This window comes from Desulfovibrio sp. JY, assembly GCA_021730285.1.
GTDB lineage: Bacteria > Desulfobacterota > Desulfovibrionia > Desulfovibrionales > Desulfovibrionaceae > Solidesulfovibrio.
In genome coordinates, this window is record CP082962.1 from 1,599,007 (window position 1) to 1,613,135 (window position 14,129).

Sequence of the window (14,129 nt, forward strand, 5' to 3'; positions counted from 1 at the left end):
AGGGGGACCCTTTTTGGAAAAAAGGGTCCCCCTCTCGCACGCTTTTCATTTCTTTCTCTTTCCCATCAGGCGTGGACGTCCGGCAGGGCGCCGATTTCCGCCTTGGTGGCGGCAAGCGTCACTTCCCCGTCCTTGTAGCCGGAAACCAGCCCGGCCGGGATCTGGACCTCGCGCGCGCCCCACAGATGCCCCTGGCGCAGCAGCAGGTGGGTGATGCGGCCGGAATGCTTGTCCGCCAGCACGCCGTCCACCCGGCCGACCTTGCCGTCGCTGGCCAAAACGGTCTCGTGGCCGACCAGGGCCACGGAGCCTTCCGGCGTGGCCGGATGCTCCACGCTCCAACTGGCCGGGGACAGCGGCAGCTTCACGTGCTCGTCCTTGGCCAGTTCCAGGAAAAACATCGGCGAGTAATAGTCCGTTTGGATGTATTCCCGGCATTCCGACGCTTTTTTGCGGGAAATCGACAGGTACAGCGCGCCGTCCTGGGCCTTGGCGATGTATTTTTCCGCCACCAGCCGCAACGTGTTGGGAACGGCCTCTTCCCGAAGAACCACATGGGTGGCCTTGCCCGTTTCCGGGTTGACGATGACGCGTTCGACGCTTCCGACGAGCCCGTCGGTTGCGTGAACCGGGGCGGAAAGGGCGAGGTCGATAGCCTGTTCAGGCATGGGCGAAGCCTCCGTGAGCGGGTTGTTGCGGCCAAATTCCACGGCGTTTCTTGCCGTGTAGCTTCTCCGGGTATAAGGAAAACGCACGGCTGGTCAAGCCGCGCGCGATCCTTCCGCTTCCGCCGCACTTCCAACCGATCGAGGGACCCATGGCGCTTTTCATTGTGATTCTGCTCGGTGCCTGTCACGCCATCGGTGTCGCTTCGGCGGCCCGGGCGCTTTTCACCGCCCGCTCGCCGCAAGGCTCCATGGCCTGGGTCATGGGCATGATCACCTTTCCGTACGTGGCCGTGCCGCTGTACTGGGTGCTCGGCCGCAACCGTTTCCAGGGCTACGTGGCCTCCCGTCGCGAAGGCGACAAGATGGTCGGGAGGCTGGCCCCGGAGATCGACCAGTTCAAGGCCTTTCCCGATGCCTCCGCGCCGGGTCTGCCCGGATTTTTCCCGGTCATCGAACGGCTGGCCGAACTGCCCTTCACCAAGGGCAACGCCGTGGAGCTTCTGATCGACGGCCAGGCCACCTTCGACGCCATTTTCGCGGCCATCGACGCGGCCGAGTCGTATGTGGCGGTCCAGTTCTTCATCATCCGCGACGACGCGATCGGCCGGGCCCTCAAGGACCACCTCGTGGCCAAGGCCCGGGCCGGCGTGGCCGTGTACGTGCTCTACGACGAGATCGGCAGCCATTCCCTCGACACGGCCTATCTCGCCGACCTGCGCCGGGCCGGGGCCCAAGTTTCGGCGTTTAACACCACGCTCGGCTGGCGCAACCGGCTCCAGCTCAACTTCCGCAACCACCGCAAGATCGTGGTGGTGGACGGCAGGACGGCCTTTGTCGGCGGCCACAACGTCGGGGACGAATACATGGGCAAAAGCCCGCGCTTCGGCCATTGGCGCGACACCCATGTGCGCTGCCAGGGGCCAGCGGTCAGCCTTGTCCAGCTCACCTTCGCCGAGGACTGGTACTGGGCCACCCGGACCACGCCCAAGCTCGACTGGGAACTGCGCCACGCCCCCGACGGCGACATGCCCGTGCTGGTGCTGCCCACCGGGCCGGCCGACGACATCGAATCCTGCGACCTCTATTTCTTCCAGTCCATCGCCGCCGCGAAAAAACGCCTCTGGATCGTCAGCCCCTATTTCGTGCCGGACCGGGAAATCATCTCCGCCCTGCAACTGGCCGTGCTGCGCGGCGTGGACGTGCGCATCATGCTGCCCAAAAAGCCCGATCACAAACTGGTCTATCTGGCCTCGTTCTCCTACCTTTCGGACCTGGAGACCTTGGGCGTCAAATTCTACCGCTACACCAACGGCTTCCTGCACCAGAAGGTGATCCTGGTCGACGACGTCATGGCCTCGGTCGGCACGGCCAACTGCGACAACCGCTCCTTTCGTCTCAATTTCGAGATCAGCATGGTCGTGGCCGACTCGGCGTTCATCCGCGCCGTCGAAGCCATGCTCCTGACCGACTTCACCTTCTGCCAGTCCGTCAGCGCCGACGATTACGAGGAACGCTCGTTTTTCTTCAAAACCGGCGTCATGCTGAGCCGCCTCCTGTCGCCTATTTTGTAGGGAAGGAAAGAGCCGGGGGAGGGAACCCCTTTTTGAAAAAAGGGGTTCCCTCCCCCGGACCCCCACCCTCCCGAAAAACGTTGACGGTGACCGTTGGAGACAGCCAGGTGCAAGGAGGGGGCATGCTAAGATTGGGATGTCGTTTTGGGGGAATGGTGCTTTTGGCGGTCTTGTTGCTTTGCGGCAAGGCTTTTTGCGATTCCGGGCAACAGCATGACGCCGTCGACTACGGCAAGAACAAGAACTGGTCCATGCTGCCGGAAAAGACGGTGCATGATTTCGATGTGTTTTTTGTCCATCCGACCACTTACGGCCCCCCGGCCAATGGAAAATACACCGCCTCCCTGGACGACAAGGCGCTCAACGCCAAAACGGACAAGGATAGCGTCCGCTGGGTAACGGCGGCCTTTTCCGACAGCTGCAACGTGTTCGCCCCACGGTATCGCCAGGTCAACATCGAAGTCATGATGATGGGCGACGCGGCAAAGGCGAAATATCTCGAGACGCCGGTCGGGGATATTACGGCGGCGTTCGAATATTATTTGCGCCACCTCAACAAGGGGCGTCCGTTTATCCTGGCGAGCCACAGCCAGGGCTCCAATGTCCTGCTGCTGATGCTGCTGCGCAATCCCGGGCTGTTGGATAAAAGCAAGCTGGTTGCCGCCTATATGCCCGGTTGGACGTTCACGGATGCCGATTTGGCCCGGATAGGCCTGCGCCTGGGCCGGCGTCCCGACGAAACGGGTGTGCTGCTGACCTGGAACACGGTCGGCCCCGGGGGCGTTTCGCCGACGGTGCTGCCCGGTGCCCGGTGCGTGAACCCCTTGTCCTGGACCACGGACCAAAAGGAGTATCCGGCCTCCATGGACATCGCGGCGAGAATTTTGCGCGAAGACAAACCGCCCCTGGTCGTGCCGCATTTCACCGCCGCCCGCATCAACGACAGCGGGGCGCTCGAGATTCCGACGCCGCGGCCCGAGATCGCCGGGCAACTCAAGATGTTCATGGGCAAGGAATGCTATCACCGCTATGATTATGATTTTTTCTTCGACAACGTGAAGGCGAACGCAAAGTTGCGTTGCGAAACCTACCGCAGGGAACATCGCCCTTAGCAGGCAGGAACGCGGCGCGATCCCCGGCGGCATTGCGCCTGCGGGGCTGATGCGATTCACGCGAAAAAAGGGGCCGCCGGTATTTCGGCGGCCCCTTTTGCTTGGCGCCGTGAAGAGCGCGTGCGGGTTAGAAGGTGAAGGTCTTGGGGGGATTGCCGCTGAAGTCGAACAGGATGGCCCGACCGTGGTCGATGCTGAAGGTCGTGAAGTCGGGGTTGTCCGCAGAGCCGTAGATGGAGCGGACCAGGGCGTTGCCGTCGATGATGCGCTTTTTGACCGCCGGATCGTCGTCGAGGACCGCGGTCCCAGCCAGGCGCAAGGTGACCATCTTTTCGCTGCAACAGGACAGCTCCAGCCGGTTGTCCGCCACAAGCTGGGCATAGGTTTCCTTGCTCTTGGCCGTGCAGAACCACAGCCGCCCGTCCTGCTCGAACTGGAACTGGAAGGGCCGGACCCGGGCCGCGCCCGCATCCGAGGTGGCCAGGAACACGGTGGAATTGGTCTTGAGGAAATCGATGACTTCGCGCATGGAATGCTCCTTTTTTTGTTCGACATCGAACCAGTTGGGCAAATTTTTTTAGCCCAGGTTGTCCCGCACGGTTTCCAGACCGGCGACGAGCTCCTGCCGCCGGGCGTCGTCCATGCCGCCCCAGACCCGGGCCAGCAGGACGGTCGACACGGCCTTGAAATCGCCGCGAAACGCCTCGCCCTTGTCCGTCAGGGCGACCAGGGTGACGCGGCTGTCGTCCGGGCTGCCCTGGCGGCGGACGTAGCCGGTGGCCTCGAGCTTGCGCACGAGCACGGTGACGGTATTTTTGCGCCGCCCGATGGCCGTCGCCAGCGCGTTCATGGCCATGGGCCCCTGGTCGTAGAGACGGGCCAGGATCGCGCCGTGGGAGGGCACGATGCCCGGATGCCCCCGGCGCGTCAGCTCGGCCACGATCCATTCGTGGGCACGCTCGCGGATGTCGGCGATCAGGGCGATGACGTGGTCGGTGCGCATGGGTGTCGAATAGTTCTACGTCGAACCATTGTCAACACCAAAAAAAGGTCCTGGCCGGACAGGGCCTGCGCCCGCCGGTTGCGGCCGGTGTCCCTGGGCGGGGACTTACTTGCGCGCCGTGGGCCGGCAGGCGCCCTGGCAGCAGCCGTCGGCGAGGAATTCGCTGTAGGCGAAGAGGATGCGTCGTTCCCGGGCCAGGGCGTCCTCGGGCAGGGCCGGGATGGGGGCGTTTGCCGCCATGGCGTCCGTAAAAGACGGGAGGGCGCGCATGCCGTGGCCGAGTTCGCGGCCTGTGGCGGCTTCGAGCAGGACGGCGTCGTGGGTGTCGGTGACGGCGACCAGGGGCACGGGGCCGCCCTGGTAGAGGCGGGCGGCGGCCAGGGCCTCGCGGACGTAGGAGCCGGGTTCGCCGGAGCAGAAGATGATGAAAAGGAGCGGCTTGCCGTCCGTGTCCACGGCGAGCAGGTCCACCATGCGGGTGTAGTCCTTGTCCTCGATGGGGAAGCAGACCCCGACCTTGGGCGTCAGCCGATCCTTGGGATAGCCTTTTTCCTCCACCAGGAGCCTGGCCAGGGCCTGCCGGAACTCTTCGTAGGACGTTTCGGCGACTTCCTCGCCGGTCAGGTAGTCGCGGATGACGTTGCCCAGCGATTCCTCATGCATGGCGAGCCTCCTTGAGCGTTTCGGCCGTGAAAAGGCCCGGCCGGCGGCGATTGAGCGAGACGGTCCCGGCCGTCAGCGCGGCAAAGGCCAGGGCGGCGAAGCCCAACAGCGCGAAACGATGGCTGTCGTCGGGGATGACGACCACGGGCCGCACCGACGCCGTCACCTCGATGATGGTGCCGCTGTCCGGTGCTTCGGCAACGGGCTGTGCGCCTTCGAAGCGGTAGTGGGCGCGCGCTTTCCAGGGCAGCCAGGGCAGACGCATGCGCTGGCCGGGGATGCCGGCCGGGATGAGGGTGACGCCGGTCGGCGTCGCGGTCACGGGCAGACGGGTGTCGCCGGCCAGCGCAATGATGCGGTCCTTGTAGAAATCGGCGATGGAAAACGCGCCGTAGAAGTTGGGATTCTCCGTCAGGTACGGCATGAGCTCCCGGTTGCGGCCGTAAAAGGTCAGGCAGGTGGCGGCGAGCAGGGCGTAAAGGGCCAGGGTCCGCAACCGGGCCACGGCTTTTGCCGGAAAGCGGCCCAACCGGTCGGCCACGAAAAAGATCAGGAAGTTGTAGGCGATAAAAAGGAACCGGAAGGGATAGATTTCGGCCGAGGACAGATGCAGCCAGTGGGAGACGGTGCGCCAGACCGTGCCCCAGCCGAGGACGAGAAAGATGCCGGCACAAAGCAGGCAGGCCGCGTCGCGAAGACGCCGGGGATCGTTTTGGCGCAGTCGCGCCAGGTATTCCGCCGCCAGCCAGCCGACAAGAACCACAAAGGCCGCGCCGACCAGGAGCGAGCCGTCGTAAAAGGCCACGTTGTATTTGGAATAGGTCTCCGGGAACCGGAACATGGGGAAGACGGCGTCGGTCAGAAGTCCCCAGATGTCGGCCAGGGAGCCGTAGCCGCCGGCCGGGATGCGCGTCCAGCCGCCGTAGACCTTGGACACGGCGTAGGCCTTGGGCGAAACGAGCAGGACCGTGCCCGTAAAAAAGAAGGCCGTCCGCCACAGCACGTCGGCGCGTCTGGAGAGCAGGGCGTCAAGCGCGAGGTAAAGTCCCACGGCCATGCACAGCCACACGAAAAGGTGCAGCGCGCCCTGGTAGAAAATCCAGGCGGCCACAAGCGACGCCCCGGCCCAGGCCAGCGGCCGAAAACGCCTGCCGACCAGCAGGGCGGCCAGCAGCGGCGTCAGGCACAGGCTGATCTGGGGCGAATAGCCGATGGCGAGATGCTGCACCAGCCAGGGATTGAAGAGAAAAAGGACCAGCAGCACGATAGCCTGCCCGGTGGCCAGGCCGGTCCGTGTGGCCAGCAGGCGCACGCCGGCGATGGCGAGCAGGAGGTGCAGCCCGAAATAGGCCTTCATGAAGGCCGCAAACGGCAGCACCCAGGCCAGCGGCAGCAAGGGGGACAGGCTTATGACTTCCGGGTTGGACCAGTAGGACAGGTCCTGCAGGGTGGAAAACCAGGTGATGTCCGTCGGGATGGCCAAAAACGACAGGGGCAGCCGGCCGAAAGAGCGCAGGCTGTCGTAGAGGAAGTGGAAATAAAAAAGGTCCTTGCCCCAGTCCAGAATGCCCACGCGGTCGGAGAAGAGAAACGCCCCGTAAAAAAAATACGTCCCGGCCAGGGCCACGGCCCAGTAGACGGCCGTGCCGGTCCAGGTCCCTGTCCATGTCCATGACGCCGGAACGCGCCGGGGCGCGGCGTCTGGCCGGCGGGCATCGGCCGGGGCGGCATATGGGGTTTCGGGTGCGGACATATCCTGGCTTCGTGCCCGGGGGCTTTCCGGGGATAGCGGCAATCTTACGCCGGGGGCAAGGATTTTTCAGCGGGTTTCGGGCGGTTGGTTTCCTCCGGGCGACGCCGCCGTCTCGACGAAGCGCGAAGTTTAGGGTAGTTAGAGCCATTCTTTACATAGGCGGGGGGCGTATGGAAGACGGGCGACTGCGCGACAGGCTGGCCAGCCTCAAGGAACACCTGCAACTGGAAAATCCGCTGCTGGTCGACGCGGTGGAGAGCTTCGGCAAGCTGGACAAGGTCTGCCGGGGCCTCGGGCTTCTCGCCAACGACCAGTCCACCATCTCCCAGATCGCCTGGTGGCCGCTTATTTCCATATTGGGGCCGTTTTCCGCCGGCAAATCCACGTTTATCAACTATTACCTGGATATGCCGGTGCAGCAAACCGGCTCCCATGCCGTGGACGACAAGTTTACGGTCATCTGCTACAACGCCGCCGGCGAATCCCGGGTGCTGCCCGGCACGGCGCTCAACGCCGATCTGCGCTTTCCCTTCTACAAGATGAGCGAGGAGTTGGAGAAGGTGGAGCCCGGCGAGGGCGGGCGCATCGATTCCTACATCCGGCTCAAGACCAGCCCCAGCGACAAACTGCGCGGGCTCATCCTCATCGACTCCCCCGGCTTCGACGCCGACGCCCAGCGCACGGCGACCCTGCGCATCACCAATCACATCATGGACCTCTCCGATCTGGTGCTGGTCCTGTTCGACGCCCGCCGGCCCGAGCCCGGGGCCATGCGCGACACGCTCACCCACCTGGTCGCGGCCACCATCAACCGCCGCGACTCCAATAAATTCATCTACATTCTCAACCAGATGGACATCGCCGCCCGGGAGGACAACCCCGAGGAGGTGGTGGGGGCGTGGCAGCGGGCGTTGGCCCAGCAGGGGTTGACCGCCGGCAAGTTCTACCGCATCTATTCGCCCTCGGCCGCCATGCCCATCGACGACGACGCCTTGCGGGCGCGGTTCGAGGCCAAGCGCGACGCGGACTTGGCCGCCATCCACAACCGCATGGACCAGGTGCGGGTGGAGCGGGCCTACCGTATCGTCGGCGACCTGGAGAAGCTGGCCCGGGAGGTGGAAGACCTGCGGGTACCGGAAATCCGGGGCATGCTCATGCGCTGGCGCAAGGGCGCGCTGCGGCGCGATGCCCTGGTGTTCGGCGGGGTGGCGCTGGTCCTCGCGGCGCTGTATATTTTCACCGGCCATCCCTTCAGCAACGGCGTCGTGCCGGGCTGGCTGGGCTGGGTGTTTGCCGAATCCTGGCGCTGGATACCGTTTCTTCTTTTATGCCTGGGCGGCGGCAGCTGGCTGCATCATCTGGCCCGCAAATGGTCGGCCACGGCCGTGGCGCGGATGGTGGAAAAGGCCTATCCCCACGGTCCGGTGCGCGAGGGCCTCATGCGGGCCCTGGCGAAAAACACCGCGCCCTGGCGCTCGATCTACTATATGGAGCCGGCCGGCTGGGGCCAGAAGGCCCGCAATACCCTGTCTTCGGTCATTACGGACAGCGAGAAATACATCCAGTCGTTAAACGACCGCTACGCCCACCCCTCGGGCGTGTGCCAGCCGGTCCCCGAATCCATGATCGACTGATCTTCACCCCGGGCGCGGCGACCCCTGCCGCCGCGCCCGACAATCCCCTACCGGACCGTAGCCATGAATCCCGCCTGCAAGGACATCACTTCGTTTCTCGTCATGGACATCCTGGAACGGGCCAACGCCATCGAGGCGGCCGGCCACCGGGTGATCCATCTGGAAATCGGCGAACCCGACTTCGATACGCCGGACTGCGTCAAGGAAGCCGCCGTAAAGGCCGTAACCGACGGCAAGACCCACTACACCCACAGCCTTGGCATCGCGGAACTGCGCGAGGCCATCTGCCGCCTGTTCGCCGACGAATACGGCGTGCGCATCACCCCGGACCGCATCCTGGTCACCGGCGGCACCTCGCCGGCCATGCTGCTGGCCTTTGCCGCCCTGGCTCGGCCCGGGGCCAACATGCTGCTGACCGACCCGGCCTACGCCTGCTACCCCAACTTCCTGCGCTTCACCGGCCTCATTCCCCATTACGTGCCCGTGGCCGAGGAGGACGGCTTCCAGTTCACCCCGGAGTCCATCGCGGCCAACGTTTCCGAGATGACCGCCGGCATTCTGGTCAATTCGCCGGCCAACCCCACCGGCACCCTGCTCCCGGACGCCGCCATGGAGGCGGCCTGCGCCACGGGGCTGCCCGTGGTGTCCGACGAGATCTACCACGGCCTGACCTACGGCGGCCGGGCCCGCTGCGCCCTGGAATTTTCCGAGGACGCGCTGGTCCTAAACGGCTTTTCCAAGCGTTTCGCCATGACCGGACTGCGCCTGGGCTACCTTGTCGCGCCGTGCTCCATGATGGGGCTGTTGCAAAAACTCCAACAGAACCTTTTCATCTGCGCCTCTTCCGTGGCCCAGTGGGCCGGGTTGGCCGCCCTGTCGCCGGACGGGTTGGCCGCGGCCGAGACCATGCGCCAGACCTACGCCACGCGGCGCAAGGCGCTGCTTGCCGGGCTGAAAAAACTCGGCCTGTCGCCGCGCACCGAGCCCACGGGCGCGTTTTACGTGTTCGTGCGCGCCGACCACCTGAACCCGGATTCCCTGGCCCTGGCCTACGACATCCTGGAGAAGGTGCATCTGGGCGTGACCCCGGGCATCGACTTCGGCCCCGGCGGGGAAGGGCACCTGCGTTTTTCCTACGCCAACTCCCTGGAAAATATCGAGGAAGGCCTGGAAAGGCTTGGCCGCTACGTAAGCGACCACTGCGGCTGAGGCGCGGACGTCCTTCCGCAATCCGTTTTCCCCGTCCCCCATGCCCTTGACGCCCGGATGGCTGTCGGGGAAAGAAAAGGCAGCGCGACCGGGAAAGGCAACCACCGTGGAAGGACTGACCATCGGCGGCGTCACGCCGCTTTCGCCCCTCGATTATCCCGACGCCCTGGCAACCATGATCTACTGCCCGGGCGATCCCTGGGGCTGTCCCTTCAGCCAGGCGCGGCCCGAGGCCGGCGGGACGTTTGATCCGGCGGCGGTGCTGTCCTGGCTGGAAAGCCGGCGGGGACAGGTGGACGCGGTCCTTTTTTCCGGGGGCGAACCCACGCTTTTGGCCGGCATGGCCGAAACCCTGGCCGACGCGCGAGATATGGGCTTTTTGACGGGACTCCATACCACCGGGCTTTTCCCCGAGGCGCTGGCGTCCGTGCTGCCTGCCTGCGACTGGGTGGGGCTGGCCGTGATGGCGCCGCGCGCGGCCTATGCGCGCCTGACCGGCGATGCCGACAGCGGCGCGGCGGTGTTCGCCAGCCTGGCTATGCTGTTGCGGGGCGCTATCCCGTTCGAGATCCGCACCACCTGGCATCCCGGGCTCCTGGACGAGGAGAGCCTGACCGTCCTGGCCGGGGAACTGGCCACGGCCGGCGCGCTTCGCTGGAGCCTGCAAATCTTTCGTCCGGGGCCGGCTCCCGAGGGCGGGGACACCCCCCCGCCGGCCTTTCCGGCGCGGCTCGTCAGCCGGCTTCAGGCCGCCGCCCCGCGCCTGACCATCGACGTGCGAACGTAAGGCATCCCCCCATGGACGCGTCCGATATTTTGCGCATCACGCCCGGCGTGGCCATCCCCCTGGCCGAGCTGACGTTTACCGCCTCGCGCAGCAGCGGCCCCGGCGGACAGCACGTCAACAAGGTGAGCTCCCGCGTGACGCTCCTGTTCGACCTCGACGCCTCGCCGAGCCTGTCCCCGGCGGCCAAGGAGCGCATTCGGGCCGGCCTTGGCGGACGCATCGGCAAGGACGGGGTGCTGCAGGTCAGCTCCCAGACCAGCCGCAGCCAGACCGCCAACAAGGAACTGGCCGTGGAGCGGTTCGTCATGCTCCTGCGCGCCGTGCTGACGCCCAAGCCCCCCCGCCGCAAGACCCGGGCCACCCTGGCCTCGAAACTGCGCCGCCTGGATACCAAAAAGCGCCACGGCGCGCGCAAGCGGGAACGCTCCAGAGTGGAAGAATAGGAGAAGGATAAGGATAGAGGAGAGGGAAGAGGATGCGAGAGGGGAAACCCTTTTGCAACGGGTTCTCCCCTCTCGCGCTCTCCCTTTCCTAAATTTTTTAATGGTGTTGGTTTGTTATTCAGCTTGGGGAGCCGTTTCCCTCCTTGAAGTCTTGGAAGAGGGCATATCCCCCTTGAAAAGTTTTCCCTCAGTCAGAAAAAAAAAGGCCCCAGCCGGAGCCGGGGCCTTGAGAGTGCTGTTGGGAGGGTTACGAAAAAAGTTTCAGCGCGGCGATTATCGCTACGGTGGCCGCCAAAAGCGCCCCCATGCGCACGGTCAGGTCGTTTTTGAGCTTGGCCAGTTCTGCCACTAAGCGAAGCTCGAGCTCCCGGAGGTCTTGCTTGGTGGCGAGTTCTCGCTTGGCCGCCTCATCCTGTTTTTCCAGAATGCCTATGAGCACCCCGGCGGCTTCTTCGCCGAGGGCCTTTTCCAGCTTTTTGGTGTCGTCGAACAGGAGCGTCATAGGGTTCCCATGGGGCCAGGAGGCGAGGAAGTCAAGACGCTGGTTGGGAAAAATAAAGGAACAGTCCGGGGCTTACGCCACTTGCGCAGGCGGCTTCCTTTCTTGCCTCCCCCCGGCGCGGCCTCCCTTGACGCTCACGCCCCCCCGGGCTAGGGGAATCTGTCCTGGCGGCCCGATCCGGCAGGACGCCAAAGCCCAATTCGGAGCGACCACCCCATGTCTTCACTGGAACAAAATCGCCAGAAGAAATCCTTCTGGCTGTCGGCCACGCGGGAACAGGCCAAGGATACGGGCATGGCCCTCGTCCTGGTCAGCCTGATCGTCTTCTTCGTCACCAGGGAAATTCGCTACGCGACCATCGCCGCCTTGCTGCTGCTTTTGGATATGATCGCGCCGGCGCTTTACAAGCCCGTGGCCAAGCTGTGGTTCGGCCTGTCCAACGTCATGGGCATGGTCATGTCCAAGGTGCTGCTTTCCCTCATATTTTACCTGGTGCTCACGCCCATGGGCGTCCTGCGTACCCTTGGCGGCAAGGATCCCATGCGGATGCGACAGTTCGGCAAGGGCGAGGACTCGGCTTTCCGGGTCCGGGACCACACCTTTGTTGCGGCGGATATCGAACAGCCGTTTTGACGCCGGGCGCGCCATCGGCGAGAACCTTGCCGCCCCGACCGGACGCCGATTGGCGCGTTGTGGCGGCTTGTGGAGGCTTCATGGAATTTCTGCGTGAACTTTGGGGATTTTTGCGGGTCCGGAAAAAATTCTGGCTGCTGCCCATCATCCTCGTGCTGCTGCTTTTCGGTGTCCTCGTCGTGCTGACCAGCGGCACGGCCGTGGCGCCTTTCATCTACACCCTGTTTTAACGGGTAGGTCCATGGCCGAATACATACTCGGGCTTTCCGCCTACTATCACGACAGCGCGGCCGCGCTTTTGCGCGACGGCGTCATCGTGGCCGCCGCCCATGAGGAACGCTTCACCCGCAAGAAGCACGACGCCTCCTTTCCCCGCAAAGCCGCCGCCTACGTGCTTGAGGAAGGCGGCGTCGCTCTGTCCGATCTGGCCGCGGTCGCCTTCTACGACAAGCCGTATCTCAAGTTCGAGCGGCTGATGGAGACGTACCACGGGTTCGCGCCGCGCGGCGTGGTCAGCTTCCTGTCGGCCATGCCGGTGTGGATCAAGGAAAAGCTCTTCATGAAGAAGATGCTGCGCGAGGAACTGGCCAAGCTCGGCCGGGGCAAGCCGCGCATCCTTTTCCCGGAGCACCACCTGTCCCACGCCGCCTCGGCCTTTTATCCCTCGCCCTTCGACGAAGCGGCGATCCTCACCATCGACGGCGTGGGCGAGTGGTCCACCACCACCATCGGCGTCGGGCGCGGCAAGGACATCACCTTCCTGCGCGAACTCGACTTCCCGCATTCCCTGGGCCTGCTTTATTCCGCCTTCACCTACTACTGCGGCTTCAAGGTCAACTCCGGCGAATACAAGCTCATGGGACTCGCTCCCTACGGCATCGCCGGCTCGGAGCGGGTGGAGACCTACAAGCAAAAGATCCTGGACGAACTGGTCGACCTGCGCCCCGACGGCTCCATGCTGCTCAACATGGCCTACTTCGACTACGCCACCGGGCTCACTATGTGCCGGGACGGCAAGTGGGAGCGACTTTTCGGCCTGCCCAAGCGCGCCGCCGAGTCGGAACTGTCCCAGGAGCACATGGACATGGCCCTGGCCATCCAGGAAGTCACCGAAGACGTGGTCATGCTTCTGGCCAAGACGGCTCGCGAGCTTTCGGGCTGCAAGAATCTGGTCATGGCCGGCGGTGTGGCGCTCAACTGCGTGGCCAACGGCAAGCTGCTGCGGGCCGGGGTGTTCGACGACATCTGGATCCAGCCGGCGGCCGGCGATGCCGGCGGAGCCCTCGGCGCGGCCCTGGCCGCCCACCACGTCTGGGCCGGACACGAACGCGCGCCGCTGCCAGACGGGGCCATGGACCGCATGGCCGGTTCGTACCTGGGGCCGGAGTTCACCCGCCGCGACGCGTTGCGCGTGGCCTCCCGCAATGACGCGCCCTGCGACGTCTATGACGACTTCGACGCGCTTTGCGCCCGGGTCGCTGACCTCTTGGCCGACGGCAAGGTGGTCGGCTGGTTCCAGGGCCGCATGGAATACGGTCCTCGGGCCCTTGGCGGCCGCAGCATTCTGGGCGATCCGCGAAACCCGGAGATGCAGAAAAAGCTCAACCTCAAGATCAAATACCGCGAAGGGTTCCGCCCCTTTGCCCCCTCGGTTCTGGCCGAGGCCGTCTCCGACTGCTTCGAGCAGGACCGGCCCTCGCCCTACATGCTGCTGGTGGCCCCGGTGGCCGAAAAGCTGCGCTTCGATCTGCCCGAGGGCTACTGGCAAAAGCCCATGTTCGACCGGCTGTACGTCGAGCGCTCCAAGCTTCCGGCCATCACCCATGTGGACTTCTCGGCGCGCATCCAGACCGTGCACGCGGCCACCAATCCGCGCTACCACAAGCTCATCAGCACGTTTAACGCCCGCCACGGCTGCCCGGTGGTGGTCAACACGAGCTTCAACGTGCGCGGCGAGCCCATCGTGTGTACGCCCTGGGACGCCTACCGCTGCTTCATGCGCACCGAGATGGATTACCTCGTGATCGGCGACTGCCTGTTCGACAAGGAAAAACAGCCCGAGTTCGCCGAATCCGGCGACTGGCGCGACGAATACGAGTTGGATTAGGCCAAAAGAGAAGGAAGAGAATGCGAGAGGGGGACCCTTTTTGA

15 protein-coding genes are annotated in these 14,129 nt (G+C 64.6%); 9 read left to right on the forward strand and 6 right to left on the reverse strand.

The window, feature by feature from the left end:
* Positions 1-65 precede the first annotated feature (65 nt).
* The gene (locus tag K9F62_07170) at positions 66-668 is read right to left on the reverse strand and encodes a hypothetical protein (protein ID UJX42441.1); all 603 of its coding nucleotides are present in this window, start codon (positions 666-668) and stop codon (positions 66-68) included.
* 149 nt (positions 669-817) lie between these two features.
* On the opposite strand from K9F62_07170, the gene cls reads away from it, so the two are divergent.
* Positions 818-2,239 carry a cardiolipin synthase gene (cls, locus tag K9F62_07175; GenBank protein UJX42442.1) on the forward strand — a complete coding sequence of 474 codons (1,422 nt, stop codon included), beginning with the start codon at positions 818-820 and terminating at the stop codon, positions 2,237-2,239.
* A gap of 122 nt (positions 2,240-2,361) precedes the next feature.
* Complete coding sequence (locus K9F62_07180; protein UJX42443.1) at positions 2,362-3,351, forward strand: DUF3089 domain-containing protein; 990 nt, start codon at positions 2,362-2,364, stop codon at positions 3,349-3,351.
* 127 nt (positions 3,352-3,478) lie between these two features.
* Here K9F62_07180 and K9F62_07185 read toward each other — a convergent pair whose 3' ends face one another.
* The 4 genes from K9F62_07185 to K9F62_07200 all read right to left on the reverse strand — a co-directional run bounded on the left by K9F62_07185 (position 3,479) and on the right by K9F62_07200 (position 6,770).
* Positions 3,479-3,880 (reverse strand): pyridoxamine 5'-phosphate oxidase family protein, encoded by a 402-nt coding sequence (locus tag K9F62_07185; GenBank protein ID UJX42444.1) that lies wholly within the window; start codon positions 3,878-3,880, stop codon positions 3,479-3,481.
* A 48-nt stretch (positions 3,881-3,928) separates the two neighbouring features.
* Positions 3,929-4,354, reverse strand: a complete 426-nt coding sequence (locus tag K9F62_07190; GenBank protein ID UJX42445.1) for a MarR family transcriptional regulator — start codon at positions 4,352-4,354, stop codon at positions 3,929-3,931.
* A 105-nt stretch (positions 4,355-4,459) separates the two neighbouring features.
* Positions 4,460-5,017, reverse strand: a complete 558-nt coding sequence (locus K9F62_07195; protein UJX42446.1) for a type I restriction enzyme HsdR N-terminal domain-containing protein — start codon at positions 5,015-5,017, stop codon at positions 4,460-4,462.
* Positions 5,010-6,770 (reverse strand): hypothetical protein, encoded by a 1,761-nt coding sequence (locus tag K9F62_07200; GenBank protein ID UJX42447.1) that lies wholly within the window; start codon positions 6,768-6,770, stop codon positions 5,010-5,012. The genes K9F62_07195 and K9F62_07200 overlap by 8 nt, the downstream gene beginning before the upstream one ends.
* Before the next feature lie 170 nt (positions 6,771-6,940).
* Here K9F62_07200 and K9F62_07205 point away from each other — a divergent pair, with 170 nt between their 5' ends.
* From K9F62_07205 to arfB, 4 genes are all read left to right on the forward strand, one after another.
* Positions 6,941-8,404 carry a dynamin family protein gene (locus K9F62_07205; protein ID UJX42448.1) on the forward strand — a complete coding sequence of 488 codons (1,464 nt, stop codon included), beginning with the start codon at positions 6,941-6,943 and terminating at the stop codon, positions 8,402-8,404.
* Between the two features lie 63 nt (positions 8,405-8,467).
* Entirely contained in the window at positions 8,468-9,613 is a 1,146-nt protein-coding gene (locus K9F62_07210) for a pyridoxal phosphate-dependent aminotransferase (protein ID UJX42449.1), read from the forward strand.
* Between the two features lie 106 nt (positions 9,614-9,719).
* Entirely contained in the window at positions 9,720-10,400 is a 681-nt protein-coding gene (locus K9F62_07215; protein UJX42450.1) for an anaerobic ribonucleoside-triphosphate reductase activating protein, read from the forward strand.
* Positions 10,401-10,411: 11 nt separating this feature from the next.
* On the forward strand, positions 10,412-10,843 hold the full coding sequence (arfB, locus tag K9F62_07220) for an aminoacyl-tRNA hydrolase (protein ID UJX42451.1): 432 nt from the start codon (positions 10,412-10,414) through the stop codon (positions 10,841-10,843).
* Positions 10,844-11,090: 247 nt separating this feature from the next.
* Here arfB and K9F62_07225 read toward each other — a convergent pair whose 3' ends face one another.
* Positions 11,091-11,345, reverse strand: a complete 255-nt coding sequence (locus K9F62_07225) for a hypothetical protein (protein ID UJX42452.1) — start codon at positions 11,343-11,345, stop codon at positions 11,091-11,093.
* 216 nt (positions 11,346-11,561) lie between these two features.
* Between K9F62_07225 and K9F62_07230 the strand changes: the two genes are divergently transcribed.
* The 3 genes from K9F62_07230 to K9F62_07240 all read left to right on the forward strand — a co-directional run bounded on the left by K9F62_07230 (position 11,562) and on the right by K9F62_07240 (position 14,085).
* Positions 11,562-11,978: a hypothetical protein gene (locus K9F62_07230; GenBank protein UJX42453.1), complete on the forward strand. Its 417-nt coding sequence runs from the start codon at positions 11,562-11,564 to the stop codon at positions 11,976-11,978.
* Between the two features lie 80 nt (positions 11,979-12,058).
* Positions 12,059-12,208 carry a DUF5989 family protein gene (locus tag K9F62_07235; protein UJX42454.1) on the forward strand — a complete coding sequence of 50 codons (150 nt, stop codon included), beginning with the start codon at positions 12,059-12,061 and terminating at the stop codon, positions 12,206-12,208.
* Positions 12,209-12,219: 11 nt separating this feature from the next.
* Positions 12,220-14,085 (forward strand): carbamoyltransferase, encoded by a 1,866-nt coding sequence (locus tag K9F62_07240; protein ID UJX42455.1) that lies wholly within the window; start codon positions 12,220-12,222, stop codon positions 14,083-14,085.
* Positions 14,086-14,129 lie beyond the last annotated feature (44 nt).